The organism is Mesorhizobium sp. M0052, from assembly GCF_040323255.1.
Lineage (GTDB): Bacteria > Pseudomonadota > Alphaproteobacteria > Rhizobiales > Rhizobiaceae > Mesorhizobium.
In genome coordinates this window covers 33322-51624 of record NZ_JAMYUS010000004.1, presented here as the reverse complement: position 1 = coordinate 51624, position 18303 = coordinate 33322, and the positions used below count along the sequence as shown (strand labels likewise).

Here is an 18303-nt window from a genome sequence, read left to right as displayed (position 1 = left end):
CGCCCTTCGGGCACCTTCTCCGCGTAAACGGGCAGAAGGAAAAGGGGCGCCTTACGCCGCGTTGTCGCGGACCTGGTAGTCCTTGATGGTGGCGAAGCGGATCGCCCTCCAGCGTTCGGCTTCGTAGTTCAGCGAGAAGGCGTTCTGGGCCAGAAACACCGGGTCGTTGTCGAGATCACGGGCGATGTCGCCGCGATGCGCCTCAATGAAGCGAAGCGTCTCGGCCTTGTCGTCGGCAGAGATCCAGCGGCAGACCGAGAAGCGCGACATCTCGAATTCGACCGGCAGCGTGTATTCGAAATTCAACCTTTCCTTCAAGACGTCGAGCTGCAGCGCGCCGACAACGCCGACGATGGCCGGCGAGCCGTCTTCCGGCGAAAACAGCTGCACGACGCCTTCCTCGGCCATCTGGTGCAGCGCTTCCTTGAGTTTTTTCGCCTTCATCGCGTCGCCGAGGCGCACACGGCGCAGGATTTCCGGCGCGAAGTTAGGTACGCCGCGGAACAGTATCTCCTCGCCTTCGGTCAGCGTGTCGCCAATGCGTAGCGTGCCGTGGTTGGGGATGCCGACGACATCGCCGGCAAACGCTTCGTCGGCGGTGACGCGGGTGCGGGCAAAGAAGAATTGCGGCGCCGACAGGCTCATCGGCTTGCCGGTGCGCACCAATTTCGCCTTCATGCCGCGCTCGAGCTTGCCCGAACAGACGCGCACGAAGGCGATGCGGTCGCGATGGTTGGGGTCCATGTTGGCCTGGATCTTGAACACGAAGGACGTCATCTTCTCCTCCGTCGCCTCGACCTTGCGGGTGTCTGCGTCCTGCGCACGCGGCGGCGGGCCGAAGGCACCGAGCGCCTCGATCAGGTCGAGCACGCCGTAATTGCGCAGCGCCGAGCCGAAATAGACCGGCGTCAGATGGCCCTCACGGAACGCGACAATATCAAGAGGTCGGCAGGCCTCGCGCGCGAGTTCCAGCTCCTCGATGAAGGCTTCGCGCTCGTTTTCCGGCAGCAGGCCGGCGACGCGGTTGGAGTCGGGGCCGTTGACCGGCGTGCGGTCTTTCTCGGCATCGCCCCTGCGCACAGCGTTGAGCGCCAGGTGGTAGGTGCCGGCAAAAGTCTTGCCGCGGCCGATCGGCCAGGTGATGGGGGCAGTGTCCAGCGCCAGCTTCTGCTCGATCTCGTCCAAAATCTCGAAGGGGTCGCGGCTTTCGCGGTCCATCTTGTTGATGAAGGTGATGATGGGGATATCGCGCAGCCGGCAGACCTCGAACAGCTTCAGCGTGCGCGGCTCGATGCCCTTGGCGGCGTCGATGACCATGACGGCCGAGTCCACCGCCGACAGCGTGCGGTAGGTGTCGTCGGCAAAATCCTCGTGGCCGGGCGTATCGAGCAGGTTGAAGACATTGTCCTCGTATTCGAAGGTCATCACCGAGGTGACGACCGAAATGCCGCGCTCGCGCTCGATCTTCATCCAGTCGGACCGCGTCTGGATGCGGTCCTTCTTGGCCTTGACCTCGCCCGCAAGCTGGATGGCGCCGCCGAACAGCAGCAGCTTTTCGGTGAGCGTCGTCTTGCCGGCGTCGGGGTGGGCGATGATCGCGAAAGTGCGGCGGCGCGATACCGCCTGTTCGATGTCTTCAGCCAATTTCTGGAATCCTGTCTGTGGCGCGGGCTTCTAGCAGCGCATTGCCAGCCTGTCGACCGTTTCGGGCCGGCAGGCCTCGACCGCCCTTGAGCTTAACCCGCTGCGGTGGCATCAGAGGAGCCCATTTTGAGAGGTTCGGTATGAGCAGCGCTAAAGAAGTCATCGTCATCGGCGCCGGCATTATCGGGGCGTCCATCGCCTGGCACCTGACCAAGGCCGGGGCGCGGGTGACTGTGATTTCCGATAGTGGTGCCGGCGGCGTCGCCACGCCAAACTCCTTTGCCTGGATCAACGCCAGCTGGGGCAATCCCGAAATCTATTTCCGGCTGCGCATCCGTGCGATGGCCGAATGGAAGCGGCTGGCAAACGAGCTGCCCGGCCTGCCGCTCGCCTGGTGCGGCGGGCTGTGCTGGGATTTGCCGGCCGACCGGCTCGAAGCCTACGCGGCTGAGCACGCTTCCTGGGGTTACGGCATCGAACGCGTCGACGCCGGGCGGGCAGCGCAAATCGAGCCCAATCTCGTCGAGCCGCCGGAATTCGCTGTCTATGTCGCGGAAGAAGGCGTGGCCGAACCGGTCGCAGCGGCCAAGGCGCTGCTGGCCGACGCAGAACGGCAAGGTGCGCGCGTTCTCTCCAGTTCTGTAACCGCACTTGTCCAGACCGATGGCAGGATTGCCGGTGTCGATACATCGCATGGGCTGATGCCTGCCGAAGAGGTGGTGATCGCAGCCGGTGTCGGGGCGCCCGATATTGCCGCTACCGTCGGCATCAAGCTGCCGATCGAGACGCCGCCCGGTCTGATCGTCCACTCGCAGCCCTACAAGAAGCTCCTCACCGGGCTGGTGCATGCCGAGAGGCTGCATATGCGCCAGACGGCGGAGGGCCGCATCATCGCCGGCTCGGATTTCGCGGGGAGCGATCCCGGTGAGAATCCCGACGCCACGGCGCGCGAGCTGTTTGCAGCAATGAAGGCGGCCTTGCGCGGCGCCGACGAACTGGAATTCGATTTCCACACGGTTGGCTACCGGCCGACGCCGATCGACGGCTTTCCGATCATCGGCCGCGCCGAGGGCGCCGACGGCCTCTATGTCGCCGTCATGCATTCCGGCATCACGCTGGCGCCAGCGGTCGGGCTGTTCGCCACGCGCGAAATTCTCGACGGCGAGCGTGATCCGCTGCTGACGCCTTATGGGTTGGGTCGGTTTGCTCAGTAGCCCGGCGGACGCTTGAAGCCGCCGGTCAGCGCTTCGATCGCCTTGGCGATGCCGAGCAGCCGCGATTCCGACCAGCGCTTGCCGACCAGTTGCAGGCCGATAGGCAGGCCGTCGCGGTCTTGCCCGCAGGGCAGCGAGAGTGCCGGATGGCCGGAATAATTGAAGACCGCGCCATAGGCCGGTAGCATCCAATAGCTTTGCTCCTTGCCGTCGACTTCGATCGGCGTGCCGGGCTCACAATGCGCGAAGGCCGTGGTCATGGCGACCGGGCACAGCAAGGCATCGCAGGTTTCGAAGAACCTGTCCCAGGCCAGGATCGAGCGGTCGCGGCGAGCGAGCGCCTCGAACCAATTGGTGATCGGCGTTGGCTGCTCCGGCGGTTCGGGCTGCGCTGCCTCCAGCATCATGCCGATCAGATCGCCGCCCTGCTCCAGATCGTCATGCAGATCGATCTCAGGCAAGTTCGCTTCTTCCACAATCACCCCTGCTGATTGCAAGCGCTTGGCCAGGCTTTCGACCGCGGCAGCGATTTTACCAGCCACCGGAAAGCCGGGGAAGGACGGCGCGACGGCGATGCGCAATGTCTTGAGGTCGAGCCTGGGCATGGCCTCTACGGGCACCGGCGCGAGGTCGGTGTCTGCTCCGTCCGGGCCGGCGATGATTTTGTAGATCAGCGCAAGATCGTCCACGCTGCGCGCCAGCGGGCCGAGGCAGGACATCAACCGCACGCTTCGCGCCGCGCCGTTCGGATCGGGGAAGGCGCCGGCCAGCGACACGCGGTGCTCGGTCGGTTTCAACCCGTAGACACCGCAAAAAGCCGACGGCAGGCGGATCGAATCCTGCATGTCGGTTCCCACATCGAACGGCGTCATGCCGGTCGCCACCGCTGCCGCGGCGCCACCGCTGGACCCGCCTGACGTGCGCGAGCGGTTCCACGGATTGCTGGTGCGACCGAACAGCGGATTGTCCGACTGCCAGTCGCCCAGCATGGTCGCGACATTGGTCTTTCCAATCAGGATGCCGCCTGCGGCTTTCAATCGGGAGACGACCGGGCTGTCCGATTTTGCCGTATGGTTGGCGAAAGGCGGGAAACCGACCGTGGTCTCCATGTCGGCCGTTTCGTGCGTATCCTTCAGGGTGAAGGGCACGCCATGCAGCGGGCCGAGCGCATCGCCATGCGCCAATGCCACGTCGGCGTTTTCAGCGCGCTCACGGGCGCCTTCGCGGTCGAGATTGACGATGGCGTTGACGGCCTCGTTGTGTCGGTCGATTTGGACCAGATGGGCGTCCAGAGCTTCGACGGCGGAGATCTTTCGCGCCGCGATTGCGGCGGCGAGATCGATGGTCGAGGAAAAGGCGAGGTCCATGATTGCTCCGGCTGCTGCCAAACGTATCGCGGTTTGAAACCAAGTTCAGCATTCGGAGATCATCGGCGCTTGATCAAAATTGCGCTTGCCGGTCGGTTGAGGTTGGCGCTCTACGGCGCCCCCCTCTGTCCTGCCGGACATCTCCCTCACTTTGGGGGAGATTGGCAGCTTTGGCTTCGGCGCCCCTTTTCCTGCGTTGAAAATTGGCGAAGGCCGCCGTGACCTCCAATCTCCCCCCTCGTGGGGGAGATGTCCGGCAGGACAGAGGGGGGCGCGAAGGAATGCGGCTTAGACTAGGGCCTAGACGACCAGTGCCAGCCTTGCCACAGCCGGCACGAACGGCCGAATGCTCATCCCATCGCCAGTGATCGTGACAAAACTCGCCGGCGGGATCGCCTGCCAGTCGCCGCCTTCGCGGTCGAAGGGTTCGGACACGATGCAACGACCGCCGTTGCGGAGCGACGTGTACAGCGTCGGTGCGTGGGCATCGCTTGCGTAGCGCACGGCATAGAGCGCGCGCCCATCCGAAAGGGCCGCAGTGAGTTTCAAGGCCGGTTCGAGACCGGCGTGGCGTGACGCCTCCAGAACCCGAGCGGTGGCGCGCGATACTGCCCCTTGCGGGTCGCCAGCAAGACCCTCGTCGATCATCAGCAGGAAAAGCAGCTCGGAATCGGTGGTGCCTTCACGCTGGTCGAAGACGGCGTCGCAGAGCGAGTTCTCCAGCGCGCGGCGGATCTTTTCGAAGCCGCCGATCTGGCCATTGTGCATGAACGACCAGCTGCCGGAGATGAAGGGATGGCAGTTCATGCGGCTGGTGGCGCCGCCGGTCGACGCCCTGACATGGGCGAGGAACAGGCCGGATTTGATCTGCCGGCACAGGCTTTTCAGTTTGGGATCCGACCAGGCCGGCAGGATGTCGCGGTAGAGGCCGGGCTCGGGCCGGTCGCCATACCAGGCAAGGCCGAAACCGTCTCCATTGGTCGGCGACTTGGCTTCCTGGGCGCAATGGCTCTGGGCAATCAGCGAGTGGCAAGGCGCGGTGACGACGTCTTCGAGGAAGACCGCTTCACCCAGATAGGCCGCCCATCGGCACATCGCTTCTAACCAATCCTAGGCGCGATCCAAGAGAGCCTGGGGCTCCTTGACCGCGTGCGAGCCTCTGTTGTGCGTCCGTTCATAGAGTTCGCGAACGATTCGGCTTGCCGTAGTTTCGAAGAGAAACGGCAAGAAAGCGTGAACGAGTGCCGCACCAGCGGCCATCAGGAGGCGCGAGCAGAACCAGGCGGCAAAGGCCATATGGCTGAAATAGGTCTCGCCCACCTTGGCCGGGTGAGAGGTGAACAGCTTCGAAAACAGCGTCGTCATGGTGATCCCTCCTGCCGGGATAAGCCCCGATGTGGGTATCCTGCCACGGGGTAAAGGTTCATCGGTCTCAATTTGTCCTTGTCTAACGCCGTGGTTCGGGACATTCATCCCAACATGGCGCTTGAATTTGATGAAATCGACCGAAGATTGCTGGCCGAGCTGCAACGCGACGGCACACTGTCGGTCGATCAGCTCTCCGAAAAAGTGTCGCTGTCGCGCAACGCCTGCTGGCGCCGGGTCAAGCGGCTGGAAGAGGACGGCGTCATCACCGGGCGGGTGGCGCTGGTCGATGCCGACAAGCTCGGGCTCGGGCTTTCGGTGTTCATCCTGATCCGCACGTCCAATCATGACCCGGACTGGCTGCAGAAGTTCCGTGCGGCGGTGACTGGTTTTCCCGAGATCACCGGAGTCTATCGCATGTCCGGCGATCTCGACTACGTGCTGCGCGCCCGCGTCGCTGACATGAAGGCCTATGACCGGCTCTATCAGCGGCTGATCGCCAAGGTGGCGCTGTCGGACGTTTCGGCCTCCTTCGTCATGGAGGAGATCAAGGAGACGACGGTCGTTCCGGTGGAATTGCGCTAGGTCACACTGACGCCCGAAAGAAAGCCGTTGATAGGCCTGCGGACGAGTTGACCGAATCGCCGTTCGCGCCGATAGGATCGATTTTATGCGCGCAGCCCTCCACAATTCCTCCGTCATCGGTCCAACCGTCGGCTTCGTCAGGTTGCCGCATGGCGATGGACTTCCCCTTCCCGCTTACGAAAGCACCGGCGCCGCCGGCATGGATCTGCGCGCCGCGGTGCCGGAAGACCGGCCGCTGCTGATCCTGCCTGGCAAGCGCGCCTTGGTGCCGACCGGTCTGATCCTGGAAATTCCCGAAGGAATGGAAGGCCAGGTGCGGCCGCGCTCCGGCCTTGCCTTCAAGCATGGGCTGACCGTCCTCAATTCACCAGGCACGGTCGACAGCGACTATCGCGGCGAGGTTAAGGTGCTGCTGGTCAACCTCGGCGACGAGGATTTCGCGGTGACGCGCGGCATGCGCATTGCCCAGATCGTCTTTGCCGCGGTGACGCAGGTGACGGTTGAGGAGCGCTCGCTGGCCGGCGCCACGACGCGCGGCGCGGGCGGGTTCGGATCGACCGGCACCGCCTGAATGAGCATACCGAAACTGGTCATCTTCGACTGCGACGGAATCCTGGTCGACACCGAGAACCTTGCCAACCGGCGGCTTGCCGAGTGGTTTGTTGCCGCCGGTTATCCCACCACATTCGAATATTGCCGCAAATATTTTTCCGGCCGCAGCATGGCTTCGGTGCAGAAGGAAATCGAAGAGACGACCACGGTGCGGCTCGGCGCCGATTTCGTCGATCGCTGGAATGCCGGCCTGCCCGATCTGTTTGCGCATGGCGTCGAGGCGATCCCCTATGTGCGCGACTTCATCGAGGCGGTTCGCGCGGCCGGCATTCCCTATTGCGTCGCCACTTCTGCGCGTATCTCGAAGATGCACATCACGCTCGGCCAGACCGGGCTGCTGCCGCTGTTCGAGCATGCCATGTTCTCTTCGACCATGGTCAGCCGCGGCAAGCCGTTCCCGGACCTGTTCCTGCATGCGGCAAAGACCATGGGTTTTGCGCCGGCCGACTGCATCGTCATCGAGGACAGCGTTGCCGGCACGCAGGCCGGCATTGCCGCCGGCATGCGTGTCTATTCCTATCATGGCGATCCCTATTCCGACCGCGATGGCCTGGCCAGCGCCGGCGGCGTCCTTTTCGACGACATGCGCGAACTTGCCGGGCTGGTGCCGATCCACTGAAGCTGTGTTAGGTTCCGCGCGGCCAGCCTGAGGCGCCCATGCCAACGAACCTGCTTCGCTCCATCCTAAAGCGTTTCACCGTTTCATGGAAACGGCGAACCGCTCTATCTTTTTGTTTTGTTGCAATTTCCGGCCGGAAAACCGCACACACTTTTCTTGAAATTGCTCTAGCGCTTGTGCTGCTGCCGTGGCTTTGGACCGCAGCCGGCGCGCAAGCCGTCAGCTTCCCGGAATTCGGCAGCGCCATCCCCGGCCACATGGATGTGACCTATCTGGACCTCGCAAGGATGGTCATTCCCGGCCTCGCAGGTGACAGCAACGGTTTCTACCGGGGTGGATTGCCGATCGAGATGCGCCACATCGAGGGACCGGATGGCGGCGGTTCGCCGCCTGAGACATCGGGCCTCTCCAACGCCGGCGTGCTCGCCATCAAGGCCGGGGGCAAGGACCGGCTGGCGATGCTCTACGACCTCGGCGACTCTCCCGACAGCGCCGAAGGCTATGCCGTGCTGGCGCTCTACGACATCACAGACAAGCCGAAGCTGCTCGACGCCGTCAATGTCGCGCTCGACCGCGGCACCTATTTCCGTGAACCGGGCAAGCTTTCCGTTGGGCCGAACGACGACATCGTGATCACCATGAGCGCGCATTTCAATTCAAGCCAAAACTACGCGATCACGCCGCTGATCATGGTGCGCGACGACAAATTCCAATTGATCGACATGATCTTCACCTTCGATGAGAACCTGTGCGCCTACAGCCGCAAGCAGGACGTTGCTTTCCAGACGATCGCTGACGGGCAGCCTTATGCCACAGTCAAAGTGACGGTGACCGACGCCACGGTGCTCAACGGCGAGAGCTGCGACGGCCAGCCGCCCAAGCCTGAAGCCCACGCAATTTCCGTTGCCTATCATTGGGACAAGAAGACGTTGCACTACGTCAAGGATTCCGACGCGCTGGACAGATTGGCAGGAGAGAACGCCAAACGCTTCTGAGCCAACCGCATTCGTTTGCCCGGTGCATTTCTGCACGATAGAATCTGCCGATATTCCGCATCTGAAGGGAGCACTCATGGACAAGGGCAAGATCTTTCGCGACCTGCACGCCTCGACCTTCGTCATGCCCAACCCCTGGGATGTCGGCACGACCAAGCTCCTGGCCTCCTTCGGCTTCAAGGCGCTGGCGACGACCAGCGCCGGTTTTGCCTTCTCGCGCGGCCTGCCCGATGGCGCAGTGACCTTCGAGGCGATGATCCACCATTGCCGCGAGCTGACGGCGGCAACCAGCCTGCCGGTGTCGGCCGATCTCGAGAAAGGCAAGGGCGACAGCGCGACGAGTGCCGCCGAGACGGTTTTTGCGGCCGAAGCGGCAGGTCTCGCCGGCTGCTCGATCGAGGACCATACCGGCGATCCCGACAAGCCCATCTATGAGTTTTCACACGCCGCCGAGCGCGTTGCAGCTGCTGCTGAAGCCGCGCGCGCGCTCAAGCACGATTTCGTCTTCACCGCGCGGGCCGAGAATTTCCTTTGGGGCAAACCGGATCTCGACGACACGATCAAGCGGCTGCAGGCCTTCGAAAAGGCCGGCGCCGACGTGCTCTATGCGCCGGGCCTCAAAGATGTCGAGACCATCCGGAACGTCTGCTCGGCAGTGAGCAGGCCGGTCAATGTCATGGCACTCCCGGCCTTCACCATCGCCGACCTCGCCATGGCCGGGGTCAAGCGCATCTCGCTTGGACCGTGGCTGACCAATTTCGCCTTCGGCATGCTGGAAACCGCGGCGCGGGAGATCCAGCAGGACGGCACGTTCGGCTTCACCCGGGCCGCCATGCCGTTCGGCAAATTGCAGGCGCTGTTTTCCAAATCCTCAGGCTAGGGTTCCCGGCGCATGACGCTCACCGTCGTCGACATGCATACCGGCGGCGAGCCGCTCAGGATCGTCACCGACGGCTATCCAGACATTCCCAAAGGCACGATCCTGGAAAAGCGCGCCTATGTGCGCGACCACCTCGACCATTTGCGCAAGCTGCTGATCTTCGAGCCGCGCGGCCACTACGACATGTATGGCGCGCTGCTGGTGGAGCCCGACCTGCCCGGCGCCGAGCTGGCCGTGCTGTTCATGCACAATGAGGGCTATTCGACGATGTGCGGCCACGCCATCATTGCGCTTGGCCGCTACGCCGTCGACGAAGGGCTGGTGGTCAAGCAGGAGCCAATCACCACCGTCAACATCGAGGCGCCGTGCGGCATGGTCGTCGCCTCGGTCGAGGTCAGGGACGGCAAAGCGGGATCGGTGTCGTTCGAAAGCGTGCCGGCCTTTCTGTTTGCCCATGACCAACAAATCGAATTGGGGGGATACGGCAAGATTGCGTTCGACATCGCCTATGGCGGCGCCTTCTACGCGCTGGCCGACTGCCATCAATTCGGCCTGGAGTTCGGCCGCAGCCGGGTGCGCGATTTCGTCGACGCGGCAACCGCGCTGACCGAGCGGCTGAAGGCGGCGTTCCCTCTATCGCATCCCGACCATGCCGATCTCGCTTTCCTCTACGGCACCATCCTCACCGATGGACACGATGCGTTCTCCGGCGAGGCAACAAAAAACATCTGCGTCTTTGCCGATGCCGAGGTCGACCGCTCGCCGACCGGCTCCGGCGTCACCGCGCGGCTGGCGGCAATGCATGCCAAGGGTGAGATCAACCCTGGTCAGGAGCGGTCCTTCGAAAGCATCGCCGGCTCGCGCTTTTCCGGAGCGGTGGCGCGCACGACCATGGCCGGCCCGCATGATGCGATCATCGCCCGCGTCGGCGGCCGCGCCTACTATTCGGGCCGGGCGGAATTCACCGTCGAGCCGGATGACGAATTGGGACGCGGTTTTCTTCTGCGTTGATAGGCCTATCGCCCGGCGCTCTCCCGCGCGCCGACCGCCTTGTGCAGATGCACCATCATGGCGGCGGCAAAGAGCGGCGTCAGCAGGTTGAGCAGGGGCACGGCGAGGAAGGCAGCGATGAGCAGCCCGGCCAGAAAGACGGTGCCGGCATATTTCCGGCGCAACGCCCTCGCCTCATCTTTCGGGCGGAAGCGCATGGCGGCGAATTCGAAGAATTCACGTCCGAGCAGATAGCCGTTGACGATGAAGAAGGCGGCGATGTTGACGCCTGGAACCAACAGAAGGAGCAAGGCGACGATGTTGCCCAGGATGACGACGCCGAAGAATTTCACCGACAACACGAGCGAGCGCAGCGCCGGCATGGCGCGTCCGACGGGATCGGCCGGATAGTCGGTGCGCTCGACCACTTCGGCGATGTCGTCGAGAAACAGGCCGGCCACGATTGCCGTCACCGGCGCGATCAGCAGCGCCATCCCGAAGGCAAGCGCGATGGCAGCGATGATGCCGCTCAGCCATCCGGCCCATGACGGCAGGCCGGGCAGCAAGGAGTGAACCCATGGCAGCGCCAGCCAATCGACAAGCCCGGTCAAGACGAACCACAACGCGACCAGCGCCAGCACGGTCAAGCCCAGCGTCTTCAGGAAAACCGCGCGGAATTCGGGAGAAAACAGCCGGCTGAAGGCGGCGCGGGCAGCGTTGAAGATCACGGCGTTTCACCCCCAGGAACGAACGGATATCTCCGACATAGGCTGAGACCCTGTCAGCCGCAAGCCTGCCGGAGCGGGCGCAATTCCGGACGGGAACTAGAGCATGATCCCAAAAAGTGGGTACCGGTTTTTGGAAAAGATCATACTCCAACAAAGGGTTAGATCATGATGAGATTTCAACCAAATCTCATCATGATCTAGCGCGCCAGCGCCCGGGAGCGGGCTGGGATGGTCATTGCCGCAACGCCGGCGACGACGCAGCCCATGCCCCAGAGCGCCGTCGGCCCGATGCTTTCGCCGAGAAACACGACGCCGATGCCGACGCCGATCGGCACGCGCAGATAGGCCTGCGACGTCGTGCCGACCGAACCCAGCGTGTGGATGAGGCGGAAAAAGATGCAGAAGGCCAGCGCCGTGGAGAACACCGACAATGCGAACAAGGCCAGTATCGACGCCATTGAAGGCGACAGCGTCCACGGGCGGTCGAAGGCCAGGCTCAAGGGGACGAGGATGACCGCGCCGCACAGCATCGAGCCGGCGGCCGGCAGCATCGGGTCGAGTCCCCTAAAGCCGCGGCCAAAGATGGCGGCGCCGGCATAGCAGACCGTGGCGGCAACGACGGCAAGTTGCGCCCACAATTGATGGCCGAGCCCGCCAAGCGCCTGGGTGCCGACGATCAGGCAAATGCCGGCAATGCCGGCACCGACACCGAACAGCTTGCGTGCGGTCACGGATTCGTGGCGGGTGATGAGCGCGGTCAGCAGGAAGGTGAAGATCGGCGAGGTCGCGTTGAGAATGGTGGCGAGGCCGGCGTCGATGGAGCGCTCGGCGGCGGCGATCAGCGTGAATGGCACGACGCTGTTGAGACAGGCCTGGACCATGAACCGCCACCAGGTCGCGCCGTCCTTGGGCATGGAAAGGCCGCGCCAGCGGATCAGCGCGAGCAGGATGGCGCCGGCGATCAGGGTGCGAGCAGCGATGAAGGTTATCGGCGGGATCGTCTCGACACCGATCTTGATGAAGGTATAGGACGCGCCCCACAGGGCGGCCAGCACGCCAAGCAGCGCCAGTTCGGTGGTCATGTCGGTCTTTGCTTGCATGCAGGGTGCTTCCAGCGCTTGATTTGAGGCCAAGCTTGTAGGCGACCCGGCGGTCAGATGCTTCGGCCACGGTCGAACTGTGATGGAGCCTCGTCCCAGGCGCGCGCGCCGGCTTGGGCCGGCAAAGGATGGAAATCGGTTGCCATTTTTCGGGGTGATGCTGTAGACCCGCCCGGGCGCGGCAGAAAGCCGGCAGGTTCCAGGCGGAGACATTGATGCCCGATTATGACGTGCTTTGCATCGGCAATGCCATTGTCGACATCATCGCCCAGTGCGACGACGCTTTTCTCGAGACCAACGGCATCATCAAGGGTGCGATGAACCTCATCGACACCAAGCGCGCCGAGCTGCTCTACAGCCGCATGGGCCCCGCGATCGAGGCCTCCGGCGGCAGCGCCGGCAACACGGCGGCGGGCATTGCCAGCTTCGGCGGCCGCGCCGCCTTCTTCGGCAAGGTGTCGAACGACCCGCTCGGCGAAATCTATGCCCACGACATTCATGCCCAGGGCGTCGCCTTCGACACCAGGCCGCTCGAGGGACAGCCGCCGACGGCGCGCTCGATGATCTTCGTCACCCCCGACGGCGAGCGCTCGATGAACACCTATCTCGGCGCCTGCATCGAGCTCGGCCCGGAAGACGTCGAGGCCGACAAGGCATCCGGCGCCAAGGTTACCTATTTCGAGGGCTATCTGTGGGATCCGCCGCGCGCCAAGGAGGCGATCCGGCAGACGGCGAAGCTCGCACACGAGGCCGGACGCGAAGTGTCGATGACGTTGTCGGATTCGTTCTGCGTCGACCGCTACCGGGACGAATTCCTCGAGCTGATGCGCTCGGGCACTGTCGACATCGTCTTTGCCAACAGCCACGAGATCAAGTCGCTCTACCAGACAAAATCCTTCGACGAGGCGCTGGCGGCTATCCGCAAGGACTGCAAGATTGCCGCTGTCACCCGCTCCGAAAAAGGCTCGGTGATCGTGCGTGGCGAGGAGACCGTCACCATCCAGGCGACGACGATCCGCGAACTGGTCGACACCACCGGCGCCGGCGACCTCTACGCCGCCGGTTTCCTCTACGGCTACACCTCGGGGCGCAGCCTGCAGGATTGCGGCGATCTCGGCTCACTCGCAGCCGGGCTGGTGATCCAGCAGCTCGGACCGCGGCCACGGCAGAATCTGCGCAGCGCTGCCCAACTGGCGGGGTTGCTGTAGGACCGTCTTTCGGCCTGCAGCGCCCAGCCAGATGAGGGGTGCCCGCCGGTTCAGGCTGTCGGGCGCTCCGCTCAGGCGGTGCGGCGAAGGTCGTCGGACGTAGGCCCGGGTTCCAAAGCCCCGGCGGTGACCAGCCGGTTGCGGCCGCTCTTTTTGCCGATGTACATCAGTTGGTCGGCGAGCGTTATCAGCGCCTCCGAATCGGACGCTTCCGCCGGGTAGATGGCGACGCCAACGGTGCAACCAACATGGATGGCACCATTCGGCGTCGGCACCTTGATCCGCAGCTTTTCCAGGATACGTTCGGCGACGCCCACGGCCTTCTGTCGGGCCCGGCTAGCCTCTCCTGAAAACAGGAATGCGAACTCGTCTCCACCGAGCCGCGCCACGAAATCAGCGCTGCGCAGGACGGTGCGAAGCTGACCCGCCACCTCCTGCAGCAGCGCGTCGCCGGCCTCGTGGCCGAGCGTGTCGTTGACCTTCTTGAACCTATCGAGGTCGATGAACAGCAGGCCGGCTGCCTGGCCGGTGCTGTCGCAGCGGTCGATCACCGACCTCAGCTCGTTGTGAAAGGCGCGCCGGTTGGGCAGGCCGGTCAATGCATCGTGGTTGGCCGAGTGGTCGCTGTGCTGCTTGGCCAGCTCGATCTCGCGCTTTTGTACGGAGAGTTCCTCATTGGCGGCCTTGAGTTCGAGCAGCAGCTCGGCGTTGAGATCCTCGACGACCTTGCGGTCGCTGATGTCGACGACGAAACCTTCCAGGAATTCCAGTTCGCCGGCCTCGTCCCAGACGCCGCCGCCGATCTCGCGGACCCAGAGCGGCTCGCCGACCTGCGGCACGATGCGGTAGTCAACGTTCCAGTTGCAGCGCGCCTCGAGCGCGGTATCGACGGCGGCATAGACCGCAGCGAGATCATCCGGGTGGATCGCCGAGACATAGTCGCGCACGGCATTTTGAATGAAGTCGCTCGGCCGATAACCGCTGACGGTTAAAATGCCGTCGCTGATGTAGAGCATGGTGTAGGACGCATCGTTGCGGCAACGGTAGAGATAACCGTCCATGCGGCCGGTGATGCTCAGCAGCGCATCCAGGCGCTCGTCGTGATAGACCCCCTGGCCGACCACAGATGCCGTGTCATGCTTCATGGCCGCACCCCCGTTTTGGCGGTCTGAGCGCGCCGCCAATGCCATAAGGCCATAGGGGGCGAGAACGTTCCCTATAGCAGCCGAATATTATCAATCTCTTATGCGTTGGCGATTTTGCCGCCAATCAGGCTCCCGCGCTATAGGCCGCGATCGCAGCCATGTTGACGATGTCCGAATCCTTGGCGTTGAGCGAGACGATCTGGACCGGTTTGTTCAAGCCGACCAGCAGCGGGCCGATGACGGTGGAGCCGCCGAGTTCCTGCAGCATCTTGGTCGAGATCGAGGCCGAGTGGAACGCCGGCATGATCAGCACGTTGGCCGGGCCGGTCAGCCGGATGAACGGATACTGCGCCATGGCACGGGCGTTCAACGCAACGTCGGCGGCCATCTCGCCGTCATATTCGAAATCGACGCGGCGCTTGTCGAGGATACGCACCGCTTCCTGCACCCGCTCGGAGCGTTCGCCCTGCGGGTGGCCGAAGGTCGAATAGGCAAGCATGGCGAGCCTCGGCTCGTAGCCCATGCGGCGGGCAAATCCCGCCGCCTCTTCGGCGATGTCGGCGATCTGTTCGGCATTGGGCATGTCGTGCACGGCGGTATCGGCGACGAGGACTGTTTTGCCCCGCGCGAGCACGATGGAGACGCCGATGACGCGGTGGCCGGGCTTGGCGTCGATGATGCGGCGGATGTCATCGAGCGCCGTCGAATAGTTTCGGGTCACGCCGGTGACGATGCCGTCGGCATCGCCCAGCGCCACCATGCAGGCGGCGAAGTGGTTGCGGTCGTTGTTGATCAGGCGCTGGCAGTCGCGGAACAGGAAGCCTTTGCGCTGCATGCGCTCGTAGAGATAATCGGTATAGATGCCGTTGCGGCGCGACAGCCTGGCATTGATGATCTCGATGCCTTGCTTGTTGAGGTCGATGCCGGCGTGCCTGGCGTTTTCCTTGATGACATCGTCGCGGCCGAGCAGGATCGCGGTGCCGAGCTTCTGGTTCACATAGGAGACGGCGGCGCGCATCACCTGTTCTTCCTCGCCCTCGGCAAAGACGATGCGCTTGGGCTGGCGGCGGACGCGATCGTAGATGCGCTGCAAGGTCGAGGCGATCGGGTCGCGGCGGGCCGACAGCTCCTGCGCGTAGCGGTCGAGGTCGAGGATAGGCTTGCGGGCGACGCCTGACTCCATCGCCGCCTTGGCCACCGCGAGCGGGATGGCCGAGATCAGGCGCGGATCGAACGGCACCGGGATGATGTAGTTCGGGCCGAATTTCGGCCGGTTGCCCTGATAGGCGGCGGCGACATCGTCGGGCACGTCCTTGCGCGCCAGGTCGGCCAGCGCTCTCGCTGCGGCGATCTTCATGTGGTCATTGATGGTGGTGGCCCTGACATCCAGCGCACCGCGGAAGATGTAGGGGAAGCCCAGCACATTGTTGACCTGGTTGGGGTAGTCGGAACGCCCGGTGGCCATGATGGCGTCGGTGCGGATTTCGGCCACTTCCTCCGGCGTGATCTCCGGGTCGGGATTGGCCATGGCGAAGATGATCGGGTTCTTGGCCATCGACTGCACCATCCTGGTGGTCAATGCGCCCTTGGCCGACAGGCCGAGGAAGACGTCGGCGCCGTCCAGCGCCTCGGCCAGGCTGCGCGTGTCGGTCTTGACCGCATGCGCCGACTTCCACTGGTTCATGCCTTCGGTGCGGCCCTGGTAGACGACGCCCTTGGTGTCGCACAGGATGATGTTCTCGGGGGCAAAGCCCATCGCCTTCATCAGTTCGATGCAGGCGATACCGGCGGCGCCGGCGCCGTTGCAGACCATTTTCGTGGTCTTCATGTCGCGGCCGGTGATCTCCAGCGCGTTGATCAGCCCGGCGGCCGAGATGATGGCGGTGCCGTGCTGGTCGTCATGGAAGACCGGGATGTCCATCAATTCACGCAGCCGCTGCTCGATGATGAAGCATTCCGGCGCCTTGATGTCTTCCAGGTTGATGCCGCCGAAAGACGGCCCAAGAAAGCGCACGCAATTGATGAACTCGTCGGCATCCTCGGTGTCGACTTCGAGGTCGATGGAGTCGACATCGGCGAAACGCTTGAACAGCACCGCCTTGCCTTCCATAACCGGCTTGGAGGCCAGCGCGCCGAGATTGCCGAGGCCGAGAATGGCGGTGCCGTTGGATATGACGGCGACCATGTTGCCGCGCGTCGTGTAGTCGAAAGCGCGGCTGGGGTCTTCGGCAATGGCCAGCACAGGAACCGCGACACCCGGCGAATAGGCGAGGCTCAGATCGCGCTGCGTCGCCATCGGCTTGGTGGCGACGATCTCCAGCTTGCCGGGGCGGCCCATGGCGTGGAATTCCAGCGCCTCCTCGGCGCTGACGGAGGGGCCGCTGTTTTCGGTTTTCTTGGCCATGATGCTTTTGATTTCCTCGCCGGTGCCGCACCCTTGAGACGGGTGCGTGTTTTTGAAACTTCTGAATCAAGGCTACACGCCACCGCTGTAAACCGCCAAGCAATCTTCACGCCCGCAGCGAAATCTCCCGAGGTCGAACGGCGTCACGTCGGCTCTGGCTCGCTGACGAAGGCAGCGATTTCGCGCACCGTTCCCCGACGCATCATGCCGTCTGTGCCGGGGAAAGGCCAAGTCTCGATGGGTGGCGCACGGCTTCCCTTGCGCCGCAGCAATGCAGTCAGGAACGCCATGAGTTCGATGCGCTGGGCGTGAACCTTCTCCAGCGTGCGGCGGCGGATGTGCTGACGCGGTATGGCACGATCTCGCAGCGTCTCGACGGCGCGGCGAATGGCAGCCGGTTCCGGATCGGCGACGATGCAATAATCCGGATCGAAATAGACGTCGCGACCGCCAAGGCTCGGCGTACTGACGATCGGAAGGCCGGCCATCAGATATTCCATCGAGGAGTACATCGCTCCTTCCACGGCCGACAGGCACAGCCCGACGGCGGCCTGGTTGTAGACGTGGTTGACCTGTTGCGCCGTCAGCTTGCCCGGCCAGCCGTCGACGAGCGGATTGGCGATCTGGTGCAGCAGCGATTGCGCCTGCAGTCGCCGGACAAAGGCGCGGGCGGCAACCGGCGGCAATTCGCCGATCGAATAGGTGATGTGGGCCAGCCGCTCTATGTCGAAGGCCAGGTGATGGCGTTTGATCGGCGAGATGCGGCCATTGTAGACGGCGTCGAATTCGACCGGCACGTCCGGCAGCGGCCGGAAGATATCCTCCGATACCATCAGATTGTGGTTGGAGAAGATGGCATTGCCGCCCGCAGCCGCGACGAGACGGCGCTCTTCCTCGGTGTTGCACAGGAAGATGATCTCGTGCAGCGGAAAGCGGCCGGCGTACCAGGCGAGGTCGCGGCCCATCCGGGAGATGACCGCCGGCCGCTCCATGGTCCAGGTCTGCATCGTCAGGAAGGTGACGCGCCGTCCCGCCAGGCGCCGGCCAAGGGCCGCCAGCGGATAGAGCGGACGGGCTCCGCCAATCGGGACATAGAGCACCAGCGGGTCGCGGCTGAGCACATGCAGCGACATCTCGATGCCGCCATCGACATCGGACAGCGGTCCGTGTTTCGGCAGGAGGAAGGGGACGCGCTTGCGCACTGTCCCCCTAAGCTTGCTTTTGGTGCGGTGGACGCGCCGCGCCGCCAACAGCAGCAGGCGCTCAAGCGCCGATCCAGCCGGACCGACCAGCTCTTCGAACGCCTCCTGTTTGTCCTGATCCATGCCGCTTATCCCCGCCATGGCGATCATAGGGTCTGGTTGGCGCCCGAAGCAACCAACGGCTTCACCCGGCGTAGAGGGAGCACAAGCCGCCGTCGAGGCCGGTCGTCCCCTGCTTTTCGGGC

17 protein-coding genes are annotated in these 18303 nt (G+C 63.8%); 8 read left to right on the top strand and 9 right to left on the bottom strand.

What is annotated here, in order from left to right; genetic code table 11:
- Positions 1–51: 51 nt before the first annotated feature.
- Positions 52–1644 (bottom strand): peptide chain release factor 3, encoded by a 1593-nt coding sequence (locus NKJ77_RS06100; RefSeq protein ID WP_023831174.1) that lies wholly within the window; start codon positions 1642–1644, stop codon positions 52–54.
- A gap of 140 nt (positions 1645–1784) precedes the next feature.
- Here NKJ77_RS06100 and NKJ77_RS06095 point away from each other — a divergent pair, with 140 nt between their 5' ends.
- Positions 1785–2858, top strand: a complete 1074-nt coding sequence (locus NKJ77_RS06095; protein ID WP_023831175.1) for an NAD(P)/FAD-dependent oxidoreductase — start codon at positions 1785–1787, stop codon at positions 2856–2858.
- Here NKJ77_RS06095 and NKJ77_RS06090 read toward each other — a convergent pair.
- The 3 genes from NKJ77_RS06090 to NKJ77_RS06080 all read right to left on the bottom strand — a co-directional run bounded on the left by NKJ77_RS06090 (position 2852) and on the right by NKJ77_RS06080 (position 5590).
- The gene (locus NKJ77_RS06090) at positions 2852–4225 is read right to left on the bottom strand and encodes an amidase (protein WP_023736179.1); all 1374 of its coding nucleotides are present in this window, start codon (positions 4223–4225) and stop codon (positions 2852–2854) included. The two genes, NKJ77_RS06095 and NKJ77_RS06090, sit on opposite strands and share 7 nt — an antisense overlap.
- Positions 4226–4525: 300 nt before the next feature.
- Positions 4526–5320 (bottom strand): class II glutamine amidotransferase, encoded by a 795-nt coding sequence (locus NKJ77_RS06085; protein ID WP_352534575.1) that lies wholly within the window; start codon positions 5318–5320, stop codon positions 4526–4528.
- 15 nt (positions 5321–5335) lie between these two features.
- On the bottom strand, positions 5336–5590 hold the full coding sequence (locus NKJ77_RS06080) for a DUF6356 family protein (protein WP_023685117.1): 255 nt from the start codon (positions 5588–5590) through the stop codon (positions 5336–5338).
- 114 nt (positions 5591–5704) lie between these two features.
- Between NKJ77_RS06080 and NKJ77_RS06075 the strand changes: the two genes are divergently transcribed.
- The 6 genes from NKJ77_RS06075 (at position 5705) to NKJ77_RS06050 (ending at position 10292) form a co-directional block, all read left to right on the top strand.
- On the top strand, positions 5705–6175 hold the full coding sequence (locus tag NKJ77_RS06075) for an Lrp/AsnC family transcriptional regulator (RefSeq protein WP_023690042.1): 471 nt from the start codon (positions 5705–5707) through the stop codon (positions 6173–6175).
- Positions 6176–6260: 85 nt separating this feature from the next.
- Complete coding sequence (gene dut / locus NKJ77_RS06070) at positions 6261–6746, top strand: dUTP diphosphatase (protein ID WP_023690041.1); 486 nt, start codon at positions 6261–6263, stop codon at positions 6744–6746.
- On the top strand, positions 6747–7406 hold the full coding sequence (locus NKJ77_RS06065; RefSeq protein WP_023831176.1) for an HAD family hydrolase: 660 nt from the start codon (positions 6747–6749) through the stop codon (positions 7404–7406).
- A 176-nt stretch (positions 7407–7582) separates the two neighbouring features.
- On the top strand, positions 7583–8401 hold the full coding sequence (locus NKJ77_RS06060; protein ID WP_245266108.1) for a hypothetical protein: 819 nt from the start codon (positions 7583–7585) through the stop codon (positions 8399–8401).
- Between the two features lie 76 nt (positions 8402–8477).
- The gene (locus tag NKJ77_RS06055; protein WP_023831178.1) at positions 8478–9281 is read left to right on the top strand and encodes an isocitrate lyase/PEP mutase family protein; all 804 of its coding nucleotides are present in this window, start codon (positions 8478–8480) and stop codon (positions 9279–9281) included.
- A 12-nt stretch (positions 9282–9293) separates the two neighbouring features.
- Positions 9294–10292, top strand: coding sequence for a proline racemase family protein (locus NKJ77_RS06050; protein ID WP_023692651.1), 999 nt, complete (start codon positions 9294–9296; stop codon positions 10290–10292).
- Positions 10293–10297: 5 nt separating this feature from the next.
- Here the strand turns inward: NKJ77_RS06050 and NKJ77_RS06045 are convergent, their stop codons facing one another.
- Both NKJ77_RS06045 and NKJ77_RS06040 read right to left on the bottom strand, forming a co-directional pair.
- Positions 10298–10999, bottom strand: coding sequence for a sulfate transporter family protein (locus NKJ77_RS06045; protein WP_023831179.1), 702 nt, complete (start codon positions 10997–10999; stop codon positions 10298–10300).
- A gap of 197 nt (positions 11000–11196) precedes the next feature.
- Entirely contained in the window at positions 11197–12099 is a 903-nt protein-coding gene (locus NKJ77_RS06040) for a DMT family transporter (RefSeq protein ID WP_023831180.1), read from the bottom strand.
- A 215-nt stretch (positions 12100–12314) separates the two neighbouring features.
- Between NKJ77_RS06040 and NKJ77_RS06035 the strand changes: the two genes are divergently transcribed.
- The gene (locus tag NKJ77_RS06035; protein WP_352534572.1) at positions 12315–13307 is read left to right on the top strand and encodes an adenosine kinase; all 993 of its coding nucleotides are present in this window, start codon (positions 12315–12317) and stop codon (positions 13305–13307) included.
- Positions 13308–13378: 71 nt separating this feature from the next.
- On the opposite strand, the gene NKJ77_RS06030 is transcribed toward NKJ77_RS06035, so the two are convergent.
- From NKJ77_RS06030 to NKJ77_RS06020, 3 genes are all read right to left on the bottom strand, one after another.
- Positions 13379–14452 carry a diguanylate cyclase domain-containing protein gene (locus NKJ77_RS06030; RefSeq protein ID WP_352534570.1) on the bottom strand — a complete coding sequence of 358 codons (1074 nt, stop codon included), beginning with the start codon at positions 14450–14452 and terminating at the stop codon, positions 13379–13381.
- 124 nt (positions 14453–14576) lie between these two features.
- Positions 14577–16856: an NADP-dependent malic enzyme gene (locus NKJ77_RS06025; RefSeq protein ID WP_023745223.1), complete on the bottom strand. Its 2280-nt coding sequence runs from the start codon at positions 16854–16856 to the stop codon at positions 14577–14579.
- Between the two features lie 143 nt (positions 16857–16999).
- Entirely contained in the window at positions 17000–18181 is a 1182-nt protein-coding gene (locus NKJ77_RS06020) for a glycosyltransferase family protein (RefSeq protein ID WP_032897583.1), read from the bottom strand.
- Positions 18182–18303 lie beyond the last annotated feature (122 nt).